The organism is Streptomyces sp. NPDC025721 (genome assembly GCF_055558595.1).
Genome location: NZ_JBVHMF010000030.1, coordinates 1 through 16,737, shown reverse-complemented (window position 1 = coordinate 16,737; position 16,737 = coordinate 1). Strand labels below are relative to the sequence as shown.

General features: G+C 68.4%; 14 protein-coding genes and 1 pseudogene. 9 read left to right on the top strand and 6 right to left on the bottom strand.

The window, feature by feature from the left end:
• Window positions 1-229: 229 nt before the first annotated feature.
• Window positions 230-1,522: pseudogene (locus ACZ4EF_RS31005) on the top strand (SPDY domain-containing protein); the annotation flags it as partial.
• 41 nt (window positions 1,523-1,563) lie between these two features.
• Here ACZ4EF_RS31005 and ACZ4EF_RS31000 read toward each other — a convergent pair.
• Window positions 1,564-1,833 (bottom strand): hypothetical protein, encoded by a 270-nt coding sequence (locus ACZ4EF_RS31000; protein ID WP_467507391.1) that lies wholly within the window; start codon window positions 1,831-1,833, stop codon window positions 1,564-1,566.
• Between the two features lie 245 nt (window positions 1,834-2,078).
• Between ACZ4EF_RS31000 and ACZ4EF_RS30995 the strand changes: the two genes are divergently transcribed.
• Window positions 2,079-2,567, top strand: a complete 489-nt coding sequence (locus ACZ4EF_RS30995; protein WP_467507389.1) for a hypothetical protein — start codon at window positions 2,079-2,081, stop codon at window positions 2,565-2,567.
• Window positions 2,568-2,645: 78 nt separating this feature from the next.
• Window positions 2,646-2,987, top strand: a complete 342-nt coding sequence (locus tag ACZ4EF_RS30990; RefSeq protein WP_467507387.1) for a hypothetical protein — start codon at window positions 2,646-2,648, stop codon at window positions 2,985-2,987.
• A 3-nt stretch (window positions 2,988-2,990) separates the two neighbouring features.
• Here the strand turns inward: ACZ4EF_RS30990 and ACZ4EF_RS30985 are convergent, their stop codons facing one another.
• Entirely contained in the window at window positions 2,991-3,260 is a 270-nt protein-coding gene (locus ACZ4EF_RS30985) for a hypothetical protein (protein WP_467507385.1), read from the bottom strand.
• Window positions 3,261-3,661: 401 nt separating this feature from the next.
• Here ACZ4EF_RS30985 and ACZ4EF_RS30980 point away from each other — a divergent pair, with 401 nt between their 5' ends.
• The 4 genes from ACZ4EF_RS30980 to ACZ4EF_RS30965 all read left to right on the top strand — a co-directional run bounded on the left by ACZ4EF_RS30980 (window position 3,662) and on the right by ACZ4EF_RS30965 (window position 4,890).
• Entirely contained in the window at window positions 3,662-3,835 is a 174-nt protein-coding gene (locus ACZ4EF_RS30980; RefSeq protein WP_467507383.1) for a DUF317 domain-containing protein, read from the top strand.
• Window positions 3,836-3,941: 106 nt separating this feature from the next.
• Window positions 3,942-4,223, top strand: a complete 282-nt coding sequence (locus ACZ4EF_RS30975; RefSeq protein ID WP_467507381.1) for a hypothetical protein — start codon at window positions 3,942-3,944, stop codon at window positions 4,221-4,223.
• A 33-nt stretch (window positions 4,224-4,256) separates the two neighbouring features.
• Window positions 4,257-4,469, top strand: coding sequence for a hypothetical protein (locus ACZ4EF_RS30970; RefSeq protein WP_467507379.1), 213 nt, complete (start codon window positions 4,257-4,259; stop codon window positions 4,467-4,469).
• A 91-nt stretch (window positions 4,470-4,560) separates the two neighbouring features.
• Window positions 4,561-4,890, top strand: coding sequence for an esterase (locus tag ACZ4EF_RS30965; protein WP_467507377.1), 330 nt, complete (start codon window positions 4,561-4,563; stop codon window positions 4,888-4,890).
• Window positions 4,891-6,357: 1,467 nt separating this feature from the next.
• On the opposite strand, the gene ACZ4EF_RS30960 is transcribed toward ACZ4EF_RS30965, so the two are convergent.
• Window positions 6,358-12,669, bottom strand: coding sequence for an RHS repeat-associated core domain-containing protein (locus ACZ4EF_RS30960; protein ID WP_467507375.1), 6,312 nt, complete (start codon window positions 12,667-12,669; stop codon window positions 6,358-6,360).
• Window positions 12,670-13,196: 527 nt separating this feature from the next.
• On the opposite strand from ACZ4EF_RS30960, the gene ACZ4EF_RS30955 reads away from it, so the two are divergent.
• Together ACZ4EF_RS30955 and ACZ4EF_RS30950 are read left to right on the top strand one after the other, a co-directional pair.
• Window positions 13,197-13,394 carry a terminase gpP N-terminus-related DNA-binding protein gene (locus tag ACZ4EF_RS30955; protein ID WP_467507373.1) on the top strand — a complete coding sequence of 66 codons (198 nt, stop codon included), beginning with the start codon at window positions 13,197-13,199 and terminating at the stop codon, window positions 13,392-13,394.
• 210 nt (window positions 13,395-13,604) lie between these two features.
• The gene (locus tag ACZ4EF_RS30950; protein WP_467507371.1) at window positions 13,605-13,835 is read left to right on the top strand and encodes a hypothetical protein; all 231 of its coding nucleotides are present in this window, start codon (window positions 13,605-13,607) and stop codon (window positions 13,833-13,835) included.
• Window positions 13,836-13,899: 64 nt separating this feature from the next.
• On the opposite strand, the gene ACZ4EF_RS30945 is transcribed toward ACZ4EF_RS30950, so the two are convergent.
• From ACZ4EF_RS30945 to ACZ4EF_RS30935, 3 genes are all read right to left on the bottom strand, one after another.
• Complete coding sequence (locus tag ACZ4EF_RS30945) at window positions 13,900-14,304, bottom strand: hypothetical protein (RefSeq protein WP_467507369.1); 405 nt, start codon at window positions 14,302-14,304, stop codon at window positions 13,900-13,902.
• A 105-nt stretch (window positions 14,305-14,409) separates the two neighbouring features.
• Window positions 14,410-16,170 carry a relaxase/mobilization nuclease domain-containing protein gene (locus ACZ4EF_RS30940; protein ID WP_467507367.1) on the bottom strand — a complete coding sequence of 587 codons (1,761 nt, stop codon included), beginning with the start codon at window positions 16,168-16,170 and terminating at the stop codon, window positions 14,410-14,412.
• On the bottom strand, window positions 16,167-16,607 hold the full coding sequence (locus ACZ4EF_RS30935; RefSeq protein ID WP_467507365.1) for a MobC family plasmid mobilization relaxosome protein: 441 nt from the start codon (window positions 16,605-16,607) through the stop codon (window positions 16,167-16,169). Before ACZ4EF_RS30935 ends, ACZ4EF_RS30940 begins: the two co-directional genes overlap by 4 nt.
• Window positions 16,608-16,737 lie beyond the last annotated feature (130 nt).

Here is a 16,737-nt window from a genome sequence, read left to right as displayed (position 1 = left end):
ATACGCACCTCAGCGGCTCTGCGGCGCAGCCCGGCCGCGCCAAGCGGCCTGTTCAGCCACGCCCCGGCCCCGCAGCCGCGAGTGCCGGCCACCATCACCGCCCAGTCCACCCCCGCCCGCGGAAGGTACCCCCCCCCGTGCCCAGAGCCAGACCTGTTCTGCCGCCGAGCCCTGGCCCGCGCGCCGCTCCCGGCTGCGCGCGGGCCCCACCCCCGGAGCACACCCCCTCATGAGCACTCTGCAGCCCGACGAGCAGCACCCCGACCAGCCGCCGGACCAGGTCAGCCCCGTCTACCTGGCCGGGCGCGGCAACCCCGCCGCCATCGGCAACGTCCTGTACTCGCACCGCGGCTGGGGCTGGACCACTACCGACAACGGACAACACTTCGTCTGCCCCCACCACGACGTCCACATCGCCTACCTGCCCCACAGCCGCGACGGCGGCTGGCGCGTCACCCGCTACCACGAGCCCCTCGGCATGCTGGCCTGGTCCGCGACCTTCAGCCGCAACACTCCCTCCGAGATCACCAACGCCTTCACCAAAGCCCTGGTCGAGTGCCTGGACAGCCATCACCCCTACCCATGGGATCGCGGTCCTCAAGGTCAAGGCGCTTCGGCCGACGGCATCCTTGCCGAGCGCGACTGGCGCAGTGACGACACGACCATGGAGCACTGTCAGCACTCCCCGGACAGCCACGCCTACTTCAGCCGACGCGCCTTCGACATCGACGACTACGCCGAACTGGCCGGCGACAGCCGGGCGATGTGGACGATGTACGCCTGCGTCAAAGAAGTCAACGGCGAACGCTGGCACGCCGGCTTCGCCCAGGACACGCCGCTCTACCTCGTCACGCAGACGGTTCGGGCATTCAGCAGTACCGAGCCCGTCGAGCGGCCCCGCTCCGCCATCCCCGAGCGGAACCTGCCCTACGTCACCACCGAGCCTGTTCCCGCGCCGGATTCCGACCGGCTCTGGCCACGCTCACCCCCGTCGGCCGAGCTGCCCCGATACCCCGGTCGCCGACGCCGCTCGACGTGCGCCGCACCGCCTTCACCCGCAGACAGCGGCCGACCTCCGCGTCCAGGCCGCCCGCAGCCGCACCGCAATCCCGGCCAGCCCTACGGCCAACTCCCAGCCCGCCTCGCGGGTCAGCCCGCCGGCCAGCCTGCCGACCCCGGCTCACCGCCGCTGAAAGGGGAGGAAGCCATGGCCTACGACCCCAACGACGAGCGGTGGCGCGAGCACCACGTCACGCCCCGCTACCTGGCCGGAGCCACCAGCACCGGCGACCCGGCGTTGCGGCCTCTGCTCGACCAGGGCTGGCACCTGACCCACGACGAACTGGGCAACGTCTACGTCGCTGCTCCGGACCACACCGTCCGGCTCGGGTACCTGCCCGAGGGCGACGACGACGCACTGTGGAAGATCACGGCGTACTCCGACCCCTTCGCCATGCCGCGCTGGCTGGTCACCTTCCGGGACACCGCCCCTACCGAGATCGCCGCGGGCTTCATCACCGCGCTCGCCGCCGGCTACGCCGAAGGCCCGGACTTCTACCTTTACTACGGCAACAGCAACCTCGCCGCGCTCGACGTCGGCACTCCGCTGGCGGCGGCGGGGTGGAGCCACAGGTACGGCACCGCCGTCATGGCCGAGGTCCACCTGCGCCGAAGCCGCCTCGACCACGCCGCCGAGATGACCGGGCACCAGGAGCGCTGGCTCACGCTGGCCGGACCGCCGGGCAACCGCTTGTACGCCACCGCCTCCTCCTTCACCCCCGAGGGCCTGGTCGCCGCGATGAACACCGCCCTGACCGACCCGGCCCCCGTCATCCGCTACGTCGACGACCTGCGACGTCTCCCGCCGCAGGCCACCGCAACCGCGGTCAAACCCCTCGTGCCGACACCGTTGGATGTCCGCCCGCCCAGGCTGCCCGCGACCGCTCACCCTCGCGCTGCCCACCGGGACCTCCCGACCCGTCATACCGGCCTCCCGCCCGCCCTCCGCCCCGCAACGCCCGCAAGCGTCAGGGCCGGGCCGCTGACCCAAGTTCGCCGCGAAGAAGGGGAGTTCACCCGTGTCCAATGCCACCGTCTTCGACCAGGCCACCGCGATGATCGAGAAAGCCTGGGACGGCCCCATCGACGCGCTGGAGGCCCTCGCCCTTCAACGCCCGGTCCAGGACCCGCTGCTGCGCTCGGCGATGCATATCCGCTCCAGCCTCGTCGTCTCGTCCAACGCGGCTGTCGTGCATCAGGACCGCCTACACGCCATGACCCGCACCGGGCAGGTGCCGGCCTTCTACGACCTGGAACGGATCACCAGGTCGGCGGTGGAGCTGCGGGTCGCCCAGGCCGAGAGCCGAGCCCACCTGCAGGCCATCGGCTCCATCATCGACGCCCGCGAAGCCGCCCGGCCCCCGGACCGTGCCCCGGCGATCCGCCTGGCCCAAGCCGCTGTCGCCCGCTCCGTGCAGGCACCGCGCACCCCGGGCCCACCACCCGCCCCGCCCTCGATTTCGGCCCCGGTCGGCCCGGTGGTGGCCGCCGACAGGCCCCGCCGGTAACTCGTGAACACAGCCCAGAGACGCCGACGAAATCACCTATCCGTCCGAAGATGCCACAACCAGCCGGAGGACTTTCCCATGCCCACCGAACGACCCGCCTCATGGACCCCCGCCCACCCTGCGCTGCTTCAGCTCCTCGATGCCACCATCGATGCCGTCGGCACCACCCCGCACCCCATCGTGGACGCCACCGCGCTGCGCCGGGTCCGCCGTGACCTCGTCCGGATGGACGACGGGCACCAGCCCTACCCCGACAGCCAGCTCGGATGGAGCCCGCACGCCGCCTTCCGGCTCATCCGCCAGGTCATCACCGCAGCCCCGCTCGGGCACCCCGCTGCCGGCACCGTGCTGCGGCTCGCTGCGGACATCGCCGACCAGAACGCGGCGGCCCGCGCCGCCGCATCCACGAAGGAGGGCTGAGACTCAGTCGGTCGTGTCGTCGTGGTGGGTGTCCCCGAACCGGGCGCCGATCGCGCGGGCCAGCTCCTCCAGCGTCATTTCCACGCTGCGCCCGTCCGCAGCTCGGCGCTCCACCACGGTGTCCGCTTCGGGGCCCGTCTGGGCCGCAAGGTCCACGGCCCACTGGCCGTCGGCGACCATCACGATGTCGCCGACCGTCCACGACCCCCCGGCGGCGCGGATCTTGCGCTCCAGTCCGGCCCCGCCCCAGTGCCTGCCGCCCTGCTCCGTCACGCGATCCCCCTGTGCCCTCGTACGGCCGTGCGCCGCAACCTCGTTACGACAACCGGCCGCCCCGGTCCATTCCCAGGTGGCCGGTTCTTCTGCGTCCCGGTCCAGTTCGCCCACGGCAGACAGGCTCCCGCCGGAAACGACTACGACCACCGTCGCACCGCATGTCAACGTACGGATGTCGGGAAAAACCGCAGGTCAACGAAGGACCGTCCCATTTTGAACACCACTGGCAATAGCCTTCCCGCCCTCTTCCGCCCCGTCGTCCCGCAACGCCCCTCCCTGGCCGGGGACGCCAGCGCGGAGCCGGTGCTCAGCCTGCTCAGCGAGCACGGCTGGGCGCTTGTGGACACCCCGGAGGCCAACGTCCACTGCACAAGCCCGGACGGCCGGGTCTACGTCGGTTGGCTGCCGGAGGACCCGACCCAGCAGCCTGGCAGCGCGGCATCGTCTGGACCGTCCGGGTCACCCCGGCCGAAGCCGACGCGGAGCCCTGGGTGCAGGAGTTCGCCCCGGACGTCCCCAGCCGGGCCGTCGCCGGATTCCTCGAAGCCCTGACCGGCCACGTCGGCCGCTGACTCAGCCGATAGCCGAGCGTCTGTTCTTGCTGGCCGCCTGAACCCGTTCACCACCGGTCGGCCTCGTACCAAGCCGACCGCACGTTCCCAACCGAGAGGATCCTTCGTGGCCTTCCGCGCCCCGCTGACCAACCACCACAACGACGGCACCCTGTGCCCGCCCGAGCACAAGCACACCAGCTCCGGCAAACCGCTCCACCCCGACTGCCCCGGCCGCGCCTACACCCAGGCCATCTGCTCCTGCGGACAGTGGCAGATGCAGGAGCCCGGCAAGGGCTACGTCAACGAATCCCGCCGCCGCCACCTCACCACCCATCGCACGCCGGAGCCGAGTCCGTCGAACGGCCCGAAGGTCCAGCGCGACCAGCTCCACCTCGGCCCGAACTGATGCCCCCCCGCATCCCACGTCTCGGAGGTTTCCGTGCCCCAAGACCTGACCGTCGGCCACCTGCTCAGCCAACTCCAGAACCTCGACCCCAACCTGCAGATCCGCCTCGCCATCAACCCCGACTGGCCCTTCACCCACTTCCTCGCCACCAGCCTCGTCATCAACGACGGTGTCGTGTTCATCGCCGAGGACGGCCAGGAAGGCCACCTCCCGCCCGGAATCCGCGACGCCCTCGCCTGGGCCTGAACCCGCCCGCCCAACCCTCCAGGAGACACCTATCCCCACCCCATCTCGCGGCTCCACCACGCTGCCGCTGCACACGCTCGCCCTCCAGCCGATGCCGACCGACACCAGCGGCGCGCTCGTCCGCCGCATCTCCGGCCTCCCCCACGGACCCCTCGACGTCGCCTGGCTCTCCACCAGTGCCGCCAGACTCCCCCTCGGCCGCATCCGCCTGCTCTGGGAACCCGCCCCCCACACAGGCTGGACCATCCACGCCCACCTCGGCCTCGCCACCACCGAGGTGCTCCTCGCCCGCTGGCCCACCGCCCCCGACCACTGGCCCGACCTGATCCGCCCCACCCTCTACGAGGTCACCGGCCTGTGCCACGCCCTCACCTACGCCACCACCGCCCTGAACCTGTCCAACCAGTTTGCCGACGCCTGACTTTCCAACCGCGACCGCAGGAGGCCGCCCCGTGCCCACCGGCAGGGGCGGCCTTGCCGTGTGCCCGATCAAGTCGGCCAGTGCGTTCGCTCACCGCCGAAGGCGAATTCCGACTCATTTCATCTGTCGGTCTTCCCCCTCTTCCCACTCAGCGAGCTATATACGAGCCAGCAGACGATGCTAATCGCCGTCGCGATAATCGGAGGTACCCACTCAGGTAATCCAATACACTTGATCATCCTCGTCGAGAGTTCCGAATCTCCCGCACGGTGCCCAGTACGACGAACACCAACGTCGCACCAAACGTGATGCGCACCCACATGTCATCCGTCGTGACAAGGGTAACCGTCGCAACGACAACAACAAGACCACTCAATACCATACTGAATACACTCAGATTGCGCATGTTACTTACAGAGCCCCATTTCCAACGTCCGACACCCACACGGCAGCTGGCTGCTTCTTTCCCGATCTCCGGCGGCCGACCCCCGACTAAAGCCAAGCCTACGGCAAAGGCTTCTACAGTCAGAGAAATCAGGCCCGATAACACATTGAGGGCAACTCGATTAGTGGCCGTCGAACTGAATCGACGGACAGAATCACTTGCCCAGATCGCGTCACGGGATATCATCCCTTTCCTTTGTGCGCCCCCTCTCCAATCGTCCCCGTATGCGATCTCGGAAATTCAGCCCGGCAGTTGCCGCCGCCAAAATCAGAACCGCGATACAGATAGACCGAACTGCGGCGTTTCCGGTGATCGCATGGCTGGCAAACCAGACCACGGCGACGCAAGCGAACAGACCGACAAGAACCTTGCGAAAGCGATCCATGAGAGAGGACTTCCAAACACTAAAGAGAGCCGAGTACCGAAGGTTCTCTTCTTCGCAGCTTCATTCTCCAGCCAACCGCGTCCCCACACGCTCTGGATCCGTATATCCCTGCACCAAGCCAAGCGCCTTCGCCAGCCCACCAGCCGTAATCGTCGGCTGCTACACCAGCCGGTACGCCGGCCCAGACACCTTCCTGGGTCGTGACCAAGTTGACGAGAAAGGCTCAACCTCGGATGTCGGCGGAACACTCAGGTCGGCCTGACCACCATCCATGTGGGTAACCAGTTAGACGCACACAAACTTGCCCTCTTATGAGGGTCGATGGTGCGATCCTATACGAATCGCCCGAATCCAGCATCGCAGGTAACTAAACGTTGCAGCAATACCCAACAAAACTTGCAGTGCGATCACGATTGCAGAAGGATCACTTACATGCGCCACTTCAAGACCAAAGAGGGTCCAGTAGGAAATCCAGATGAGCGTCCCAATAACAAGGACGCGTTTTGACGTTTCGGCGCCAGGGTTTACCAACTGCTCCCAAACGGGACGGTCTTCCACTAAAATATCCTCTCCGCGTTGGATACATCGAACTGTGCGCCCAGGGCGTCCCGGACGCACAGCACCATTGCTTTACCGACTACTTGAAAAATCCTTGACGACTACGAGACCAATAAGGAACCGATCGCGATTTGCGTATTGGGCGAAAGACCCCAGTCGACTTTTTCTCGAATATGCCCGAATAGTCGACGGCCGTCGCGAGGGCCCCAAATTCGTACCCGAAGATACCGCCTACACCCTTCAGTCCGTACCTGACTGCTTTCCTTTTCCCAAATTTGCTCATCAGAGCCTTCTTCAGGAACCCCTGGTACAGGAGAGCCGCATATGGACCAGCGGTCCCACTCGACCAGTTGTGGTAGGAATCGTTTGCCCGTCCACGCCCCGCCGACCTGGCTGAATTAATCCAGGATCGATAACTAAAGAACCGGACCGTTCCCAGCGCAGCCTCGCGCAAGGAAAGGTTTCCGTCGAGGTCGTAGCAGTTGATAGGGTCGCCGTTGCAGTACTCGTAGGCGTTGGCGCTGCCGCCGGGGATGGGGTCGATTTGGAGGAAGCGGCCGGTGGTGGGGTCGTAGAGGCGGACGCCCATGAGGGTGGCGGCGGTGAGGGTCTCGCTGGAGCGTTGTTTGCCGCCGAGCCAGGCGTAGCGGGTGGTGGTGGGGGTTTCGGGGTTGCCGAATTCGTCGTAGGTGAGGGCGGTGGGGGCTTGGGTGGTGTCCAGGGGGAGTTGGGCGGTGATGTCTCCGTGGAGGTTGGTCAGTTGCAGGAAGGTGCTGTCGGAGTCGCTGGCCGCTGTGGTAGCGGCGAGGTCACCGCCGATGCTCTGGACGTTGCGGGTGAGGGCGCCGTTGGTGTCCTCGGTGGTCCAGTCCGGGCTGTCGGTGCCGTTGCCGTAGTGGTTGGTTTTGGCGCCGGTCTGGGTCCAAGTGCCGCCAGCGTTGGTTTCGGTGGTCCATGAGGCGAGGCGTTGGGCGGGGTCGAGTGTCCAGGTCTGGCGGCTGGTGCCGTCCGCGGACGTTTGGTTGCGGACGAGGTTGTTGCTGTAGTAACCGATGCTGGCACCGGATGCCTGGGTGATGGTGCTGCCGAAGGCGCCGTAGGCGGTGCCGGGGGTGGTGAGACGGTCGGCGCTGTCGTAGGTGTAGTTGACGGTGACGGGGGTTCCGTCGACCGTGGTGGTGAGGCTGGTGCGGTTGGTGTTCTTGTCGAATGCGTAGGCGCGCAGCGTGGTGGTGGCGTCCTGGGTGTCCTCGACGTTGGTCAGCCGGCCTGCGGCGTCGTAGGCGTACGCCTGGTTCGCGGTGTCGGTGGTGTGGGTGGCCTGCTGGTCGTGGACGGTTTCGGTGGCCGAGTCGGCCGTGACGATCAGGCCGTCGCTGTCACGCGTATAGGTGTGGGAAACGGTCGCGCCGGTCTCGTCACGGGTGTCGGTGAGCGTATAGCCGCCCGGCAGCGACTGGGTGACGGGGCTGCCGTCCGCGTCGTAGGTGGCGGTGAAGGTGCCGGCGACGGAGTCGGTGCGGGAAGTCTCCAGGCCGCGCGGGTCCTTGGACGTGTCGTAGGTGTATGTGGTGGTCGACGGGGCCGAGTCGGTCACCTTGACGGGCCGGTCAAGCGCGTCGTACCACGTGGTGGCCGTGTTGCCCGCACCGTCGCTGTAGGAGATCAGCCGTCCCAGCGCATCGTAGCCCTGGGTGATGGTCTTGCCGTCGGCGCTCGCGGTGGCCTGTTTGCCGGTGGCCGGGTCGTACGTGGCGGTGGTGGCGGGGACCGCGGTCCCTACGCCGCCGGTCACCGAGGTACCGATGGTACGTCCAGCCGCGTCATAGCTCGTGGTCGTCGTGCGGGTGTAGGCGCCCGCGGTGTCGGCGACAGTGACGGGACTGCCCCACCGGTCGTACGTCGTTGTGCTGGTGGGCAGTTGGGACGGGTTGGTGCCGCCGCCGGTGATCGCGGCGGCCGGGCCGGTCGAGCAGAGCAGGTCGGCCCATTCAGGTCGTCCGTTGCAGGCGCCGGTGCCGGTGGCGGACCAGTAGGTCGTGACGGTGGCCCCCGCGTCGGTGCCCGTGGACTTGGGCAGGGTGGTCTTGATGACGCGGCCCTGAGCGTCGTAGGCGGTGGTCCTGACCAGGTTCAGTCCGGCCGGGTCGGTGACCGTAGTGGTGGGCAGGCCCTTGGTCCAGTCGTATCCGGTGGTGCTGGTCCGGGTGTCACCGTCACTGGTGTAGGCGTCGCCCGCGTGGACGTCGGCGCCGATGGTGACGTTGGTCGGCTGGTTGGTCACGGTGGCGGTGCCGTTGGTCGGGCGGCCCTGGTCGTACGCGGTGACGGTGTGCGCACGTGCCGGGACGAAGGACCCTGCGGGCAGGCTGGTGCCGCCCGCGGTCGCGGGCAGGGCCTTGGCAAGGGTGACCATGTGCAGGGGGCCGGACTTCTCCAGCTCCCGCTGGCCGGCGTTGGCCGGGTCGGTGTCCTTGTTCGTACCGGCGTCGGCCGCCACGCTTGTGGTGTTGAACACCGATACGGTCGACAGCAGTTGGGCCCGCTCGGCGGACGGCAGAGCGTCGATGCCGAGTTGTTGCTGCTCGGCCAGGCTGTCGCCGTCGGTGGCGAGGGCCAGTTCACGGTTGGCTGCGGTCAGCTCACGGACGGTGTGACCGTACCGGTCGTACTCGGTGGTGGTGATGTGTGCGCCGGGGTTGGCGGTGTTGACCTGACGGCCCGAGGCGTCGGTGTAGGCGATGATCGCGCGCTGGTAGGCGTTGGCGGTCAGCGCGGCGCCGTCGTGCGACGCGGGTACGGCGTCCGAGGGGAACAGCGCCGTCGCGTCCGAGGGCGCGTCGCTCTGCCCCCAGGCGGTCACGTCGCCGCCGGACATCGGGTAGGGCGCCTTACCGCCGCTCAGCGGCACGTCGTAGACCAGGTTCGTGCTCGCGGTGCCGTTGGTCTGGGTGGCGCTTCCGGGGGTGAGCGTCGGCCGGGAGGCCGACAGCAGCATCCCGTCGCCCGCCGTCGCGGTGTTCCCGGCGCTGCCGTAGGCGAACGTCCACTGCAGTTCACCGGGCGGGGTCAGCGTGGTGATCCGGCCCGCGCTGTCGTAGTCGTAAGCCGTCTTCAGCGACGGGCTGATACGCGGATCCCACTGCTGGCGCAGGCGGCCGGTGGTGTCGTAGGCGTACTGCGCGACCGTGACCGCGGTCGCCGCGGACGCGCCGGGGTCGGTGCCCCACAGTCTGATCTGGGAGACCCGGTCGGTGAAGTCACCGAACGCCGAGGCGGTCGCGGTCGTGGCCGTGGCGTACACGTATTCCAGTACGCGGCAGCCCTTGGTTCCGGGAGTCGTGGTGCAGGTGGACTGCGTCACCGCGGACGTCGGCGCGATCACGTACTTCGGGCGGGCCAGGAACGTGTTGCCGACCGGGATCTTCTCCGAGACGACCTGGGTGGTGGAGTTGGTGGTCGGCAGGAACGTCGAGGTCACCTGCCACGTCGTGGCCGAGGGGTCGACCTTCGCGAACGTGGTGGTCGTGCCTTCGCTGTCTTTCAGGGTGAAGGTGCCGGTGAGCAGGGAGCCGGTCAGCGTCAGGTCCTCCGCGCCCGGTTCGGGCTTCCACCCGCCGCCGGAGGCCGCGGTGAACCCGGTCGGATCACCGTCCGCATCGACCAGCGCCACCGACATGTCCGACGCCTTACGGAGGTAGGACCAGTCCGAGCCGGTGATCTCGGCGGTGGTGCCCGCCGTCCACTGCGGACCGAAGATCGCCGCCTGCCCCTCCTGCGCCGACCCGTTCGTGGGACGGCGGGAGGAGGCGCTACGGGTGACGGTGAGATCGAACCCGGAGGCGTCCGTGGCCGACAGCGAGGCGTCACCAGTCAGGGCGTTCACCGAGGCCGGACCCGCGCTCAGCAAGGGGGCGGTGCCCGCGTTGCGGTCCACGGTGATCGTGGTGGCCGGGGAGGCTCCGGGGGTGGTGCCGTCAGTGAAGTTCGCGCGTACGTCCACCGGCCCGTCGCCGAGCGTGTCGGTGATATTCCACGTCAAGGGGGCGGGGGTGGCCAGCCCGTTGGAAACGGTCAGCGCGACCGGCCAGGCCGCCAGCGTCGTCCCGTCCGCTTTGGTGACATGCGAGGCGGGAACGTCGTGCCAGGTATCGGTCTCACCGACACGGTACTGGTAGGTGACACCGGTGTAGTTGGGCTTGCCCTGGGCGGTCAGGGCAACCCTGCGCGCGGGACGGTCACCGGGCGCCGGGGCGGTCAACGCCGCGCCGTCACCGCCGTAGAAGACGTACGAGGTCCCAGTGGCGATATTCCCGGCCTTGTCGTGGGTCTTGGCACTGATCACGTGCCGACCCGCCCCGAAGGTCAGAGTCTTGGTGAACGCCGCCCCGCTCGTCGCGGTGTACGTCCACGTGCCGCTGTCCAGCGTCCACGCCACCTGCGCCACGTCACTGGTGGGCGGTGCGAAAGTGAACGCACCGCTGAAGTTCCCCTTGGAGTCCGGGGTTCCCGACCACACGTTCGAGGGGAAGTCGCTGGACGAGACCGTAGTGTTGGCCGGTGCCTTGGTGTCGATGATCAGGGACTTGGCCGCCGTCCACGCGGAATAGTCGCGGCCGTCGTACGCCCTGACCTTCCAGGTGTACGAGCCGTCCGCCAGAGCCGTGGACACCTTCCACGTACCAGCAGTGCCGGAGTTGACGAACGCCGAACTCCCCGAAGCCTTGACGGTGGTACCCGACAGCACCTGGTAGTCAAGACGCACGGTGTCACTGTTGGCGTCGGTGGCCTTCGCCGACAGCGTCGGAGTCGCACTGGCCGCGTAACCGTCGGTCGCCGTCGGCGAGGCCGCCAGCGAAGTCGGCGTGTTGGGCGGGGTGTTGTACGTGATCGACAGTGACGCGGCGCTGGAGAACCGCTTGAACTGGACCTCGTTGGTCTCACTGCTGGCGACCAGCACGAAGCAGATGGTCTGCCAGTGGTTCGCGGCGGCGTTGGTGACCTGGTTCATGAAACTGAACGTCCCCGACGGGCTGGACGTACACGCCGGACCGAAGTTCACCGAACTCTGCTGGGCGACCTTCCCCGGCGCGTTGGCCCACGTGGTGGAGGCGTCGAAGACATTCGTGGACCACGCCTGGACACCGTAGGACGTGGTGCCGCACGACGCGGAATAGCTCTCCGTCATCTTCATGTCGGCGCTCAGCACCGTGCCACCCCAGATCGCCGAGGGAATGCTGACGCGGTAGTAGGTCCGCTCGATTCCCTTCGGCGAGGAAAACCCCTGATACCCGACACCGTTGCCGTTCGATGGGCTGGAGTCGTAGTTCGACGTGTTCGGGTACGCCTGCTGCACCTCGTTCCAGTGCAGGCGGCTGCCACTGGCCGGGTGCGGCACATAGGCGGGGTCGATGTAGACCGGGAAGACGGTGCTCTTCGCCGTCAACAGCCCACGGTCGGGCGTCAGATGGAGCTTGCGGTCCTTCAACGTGGTCTTCACCGCCGCATGGTGGGCGTGCGAACCCGGCCCCTGGGCGGTGGAACGGGTGCCCGCGCGGGGCTTCGCCTTGTCCGCCTCCGCGGGCGCGAGCCCGGCGGTGCTGTTCCCGCCGCCCGCCGCAGCGGGCTCGGTACTGGTCGCGGAGTCCCACATCACCGGCGCCGGAGAGTTCACCAGCAGACGGCCGGTGTCGTCGGTCACCGTCAGATTCCCGCCCGCGTCCGTCGCCGCGATGACGCCGTTGCTGGTCGACACGCTCTGCACCAGATCCGACAGCCCCGGGCCGGAGGCCGCCTCGGCGGACTTGACCACCAGCGTCTCCTCCACCCCGCCCTTCAGCGAAGCGGTCAACTCAAGGTCCACGTCCTTCAGCACGTTCGCGTACGTCGCCTTCGCACCGGACAGCACCGGCATCGGCAACGCCGTCGGCCACGTCAGCGACAGGTTCTTGCCGTCGACCGTCAACGAAGCCAACGGCCCCGAACCACCGCCGGACAGCACCAGATCCGTCTCGGCCGCCACCGGCACGACACTGCCATCGGCCCGCAACTGGAGCGTGGGGTCCAGATTCACCCACAAGCCGCCGCGCTGGGTCCACTTCGGCTCCGCGAACGCGGTGTACGTCACCGTTCCGTCGGCGTTCACGAACGTCTGCGAAGCATCCGTACGCTCGCTCAACGCCTCGATCCGCCGGCCCTGCAACCGTGCCATCAGCCGCGCCGACAGCACATCCCGCGCCTCCGCCGCCCCGTACGACGGCGCCGACGCGACGGTCCCTTCCCGCTCCGACCGAGGAGCGGCGAACGCCATACCTGAGTCCGCCACCGTCGCCGTCTCAACGGCCAGCGTCAACACCGCCAGCACCGACACGCGCCGCAACCAACGCGGCACCGGTCTCCCCGGACCGCCCGACCCCGAACGCCGAGCGTCCCCCCACCCTGACCTCACGAACCCTCCCCAGAGACCGCACAGTTGCCCGATCAAGCAACCGGCAGATCTTCACACAGTCACCACATGCCAGGGAAGAAGAAACAGTGAAAATGCCAAGACAGAGTCAAGAGAAGGTCCGAATTAACCCCCGAGACACCCATAGGTAGACCAAATGAGCGCGGGACATAGCGCCCTAAGGCCACAAAACTGTTGGTAAGTAGCGTAGTTCGTCGCCCAAACCTGTCCGGCTCGTGAGAAACAGCACCCAGCCATGGGGTCGGACCCGGCCACGGAGAGCGCCACACATCATCAACACGATCCAGACCAGGCCGACCCCATGGCTGACCAGTCCGAAGCGAACCGTCACATGCCGCACAGCCTCGCAAGCACGACTGAACCGTTCCGGGTCCAGTGGAGGCTCGATTCTTTGAGAAGACCGAGTCTTGGCAGGTCCTTCCCTCTATTCCGCTGAGTTGCGGCGTCGTGCGGTGCGCATTGTCGCCGAGGTCCGCGCCGACTACGACACCGAGTGGGCCACGGTGAAGGCCATCGCGAGCAGGCTCGGCATCGGCACAGCCGAGACGGTGCACCAGTGGGTCCGCCGAGAGCAGACCCGCAGCCGGGATCCCTGGTTGAGTCAGAGTCATGTGTCCAAGCGATGTGCCCGGCGTGAGTCGCCCGCGTAGAGGCAAAGGAGCCGTTGAACTGTGTCCATGGGGTCCGTTCCCGCGAAACCGCCGACCTCGGTCCGCGACAGCTTGAAGGCGAACGGGTCTTGCTGCGGGCTTCGCGTAGCCGCCGTCCGGCTCAACATCCTGCGTCTGGCCAGCTCCGGCCCGATCTCCCAGTACGCCGATCACGACTGAACGAGGTCCAGCGGCCCCTAGGCTCGGGGCATGACCGACTCTCCGATGCCCTCCCCGCCGTTCCCTTCACCAGACAGCCCCCTGCTCCGGGTGATCGTCGGCAACGCCATCGCCTCCGTGGAGAGCGGCGAAGCCAACTGGAAGGACGCGGCCCTCCACGCCGCTGTGCACGGCTGGTACGAAGGTCACATCGAAGGCGAGGACACCTGCCTCGGTTGCGACTTCCGGGGCCAGCTTCCCAAGAACAGCGACCGCGGCTGACCACACGACGCGGAGCGCCACCGGAAGACCGGTGGCGCTCCGCGTCGTGTGCCGACCCGCTCTGCTACTCCAGGTAGATGCCGGCGAAGCTTCCGTCGAAGCCCATGGCGGCCACGCCTTCCTTCACGCTGGCATAGGTGGTGGTGTCCGGGAGGCGGGTCAGGGCCAGGAAGTCAGCGCGGGTGATCTCGGGTTCGTGCCACCGGTTGTTGCAGCAGCACTGGATCCAGACGTTGCGGCCCAGGTTCATCAGGAGCCAGTCCCGGCGGCCCCGGCAAGCCGTGCACACCACGGGGATTCCGCGCAGGGCCAGTTCCTGGGGATGGCGGATGTAGAGGATGGCGTGGGGGCCGCCGGGAGGTTCGGACTCGTGCTGCAGTTGGAGCAGCGGGTCGCTGCTGGCAGGTGGGGAGGGCGGAGCGGTGGGGGCTTGCGTGGGGTCGTCGGTCGTTCTGAGCACGAGCGTCATCTCCGTCTCTGAGCCTGTCTGTTCATCCGTAACAGCAGGTAGAGCCCGTTGTCCAGGGGTTTCGAACGGTCCGACAGCCCGGTGCGGGCCTGCCGGATCGGGATGTCATCGGCGAGGGTGGCGGTTGCCGGGGTCCGGGGTGTTCGGGCGGAAAGTAGGGACAGGCGCACGGTAGACGTCGGGCCGGTGGGCCGGTGGCGTGGTGCGGGCGGTTCCGGTCTTCGGGACGGCGGACGTGGTTCCGGGGTGTGCGGGGAGGTCGGCGAGGCGGCGCAGTCGCCAGACCAGGACGTCGTCTATGTTCTCGGCGGAGTCGAGTTCGCGTATACCGATGGCCTGCTGTAGCAGGGCTTGGGGGTCGTGGCCTGCTTCTTCTGCCTGGGCGAGGGTGGCGGCCAGGGCGTCGTGCTGGGATTCGCCCTCGGTGCGGGTGAGGTGGGGCGGCAGGGCTGTGCGGATGGTGGTTTCGTGGCGGCGGCGTTCCGCCACGGGCAGGGCCCGGCCTTGGTCGTGCAGAGCTTTGAGGGGCGCGGTAGCGGCGTGTCGGTAGGCGGTGCGCAGGTGCTCGGCGGCTTCCCAGGAGGCTGCTGCCTGCTGGGCGTGTCCGCGGGCGGAGTGCCAGCGAGCGGCGGCGATGGCGGCCAGGACCAGGGTGGACAGCAGCATCGCGGTGGCACCGCCGTCCTCGCCCCGGCCCAGTGCGCCGCCCGCCCGGATGATGCCGCGGGCGGCCGAGCGCAGGGCACGGGTGTCGGCTTGTTCGGCGCGGATGTGGCTGCGGGTGGCTCGTTCGAAGGAGCGGGCGGCGGCGGCCAGCTCGGCGCGGGTGGCGGCCGGGGAGGTCTGGGCGACGGCGTCGAGAACTTCGCCGATCCCGACGAGCTGAGCGGCGGCCTCGTCGTCGTCGTCGCTGTCCAGAAGGTGGAGGGCGCGCTCGGCGGCCACGGATGCGGCTCGGCGTCCCCGGGCGGGTGCCGACCAGTTGGTCCGGTCGCCACCGTCAGTTCGCGGTGACACGTCTCGGTCGGGGTTGCCGCCGGTGAGGCGGAGTCGGATGCGAGGCAGGGAGAGGTCGGCGGCCAGGGTGGAGCCCGCGAACCAGATGGGTTCGCCCTTGGCGTTGCGGTCGCCGGGCAGGGCGACCGCGTAACCCAGCACGTCACCGGATGAGCACAGGGTGGGCTTGATCCGTAGCCCCTTGTCCTTCAGCCGAGCGAAGAACTCGGCTTCGTCGGCGGCTCCGGCCAGGGCCTGGCGGACCGCTTCGCGGAGCGTCTCGCGCGGAGTTTCGTCCCGGCCGGTGCGTTCGGCCTTGAAGCGTTCTTGGCTGGTGGGGTTCTTGGCAGCGGTGCCGTCGCCGGGGTTGAGCTGGCGCAGGCCGTAGTCCTTTTCTATCTGCCGGGCTTCGGCCTGGGCCTTGCGCTGGTCGAACTTCAGGTCGGCGCGGCGGCCGTCCTGGCGTACGAGGGTGGCGGCGATGTGAATGTGGTTCTCGGCGTGGCGTACCGCGACCCACCGGCACGCGGCGGTGTCGCCTTCGGGGGCGATACCGACGGCCCGCACGATGCGGCGGGCGATGGCCGCCCAGTCGTTGTCGTCGAGGTGCCGGTCGCCGGGGTCGGCGCGGACCGAGCAGTGCCAGAACGTCTTCTCCGGCGCACGATCCCCGAGGGCTTTGACGGGCTGGTCGAGCTGGCCGGCGAGCTGGGCGACGGTGTGGTTCGGGTTGCGGCCGGGGTCGGGGGCGTAGTCGTTCCATGACGCGACCAGGTGCTGGTCGGTGTGCTCGTCGCGTTTTCCGGCGCCGAACAGATAGCGGACCAGCCCGTACGTGCTGCGGGTGCCGTACCGGATCTTGGGGATCACCGGCGCACCAGCCAGGCCACAGCGTCATCCACACCGGCCAGCGCGGTGTCGATACGGTGCAGGAGCTGCCGCAGGTCGGTGGCGGGCTGGCCGCCGGCGTTGAGGAAGTGCGCGACCTGGTTCAGGTTGTTGCCGACGGCGGCGAGCTGCCGGTTGGACTCCATCAGCTCCTGCACCCCGCGCCGGTAGTCCGCAACCGCGGCGGTGGGGTTGACGCTGGATGCGGCAGCGAGGGTGGCGGCGGCTGCGTAACCGCCGGGAGCAAGGTCGGCAGCGAGGGCGGCTTGCTGGACAGCGGCCCATTCGGCTTCGCTGAAACGCAGGCTGGTGCAGGTGCGCCGCTGGGCGCTGTGGCGCGGACGGCGTCGGCGCGATGCAGCGCGGACGGCAGGGTTCGATGGCGAGGGCGGCGGCGATTGTTGCTCCCCCGACGGCACCCCTGGGCCGTCTTCCCGTTCGGGGGGGGGGGCCCCACCCGGCTTCCGCCCGAAAGGAAGAACCCCCCCCCCCTGGGGGGGGGGGGGGGGGGGCGGGGCGTGCCCCCCCAACTCCTCCTTCCATAACACG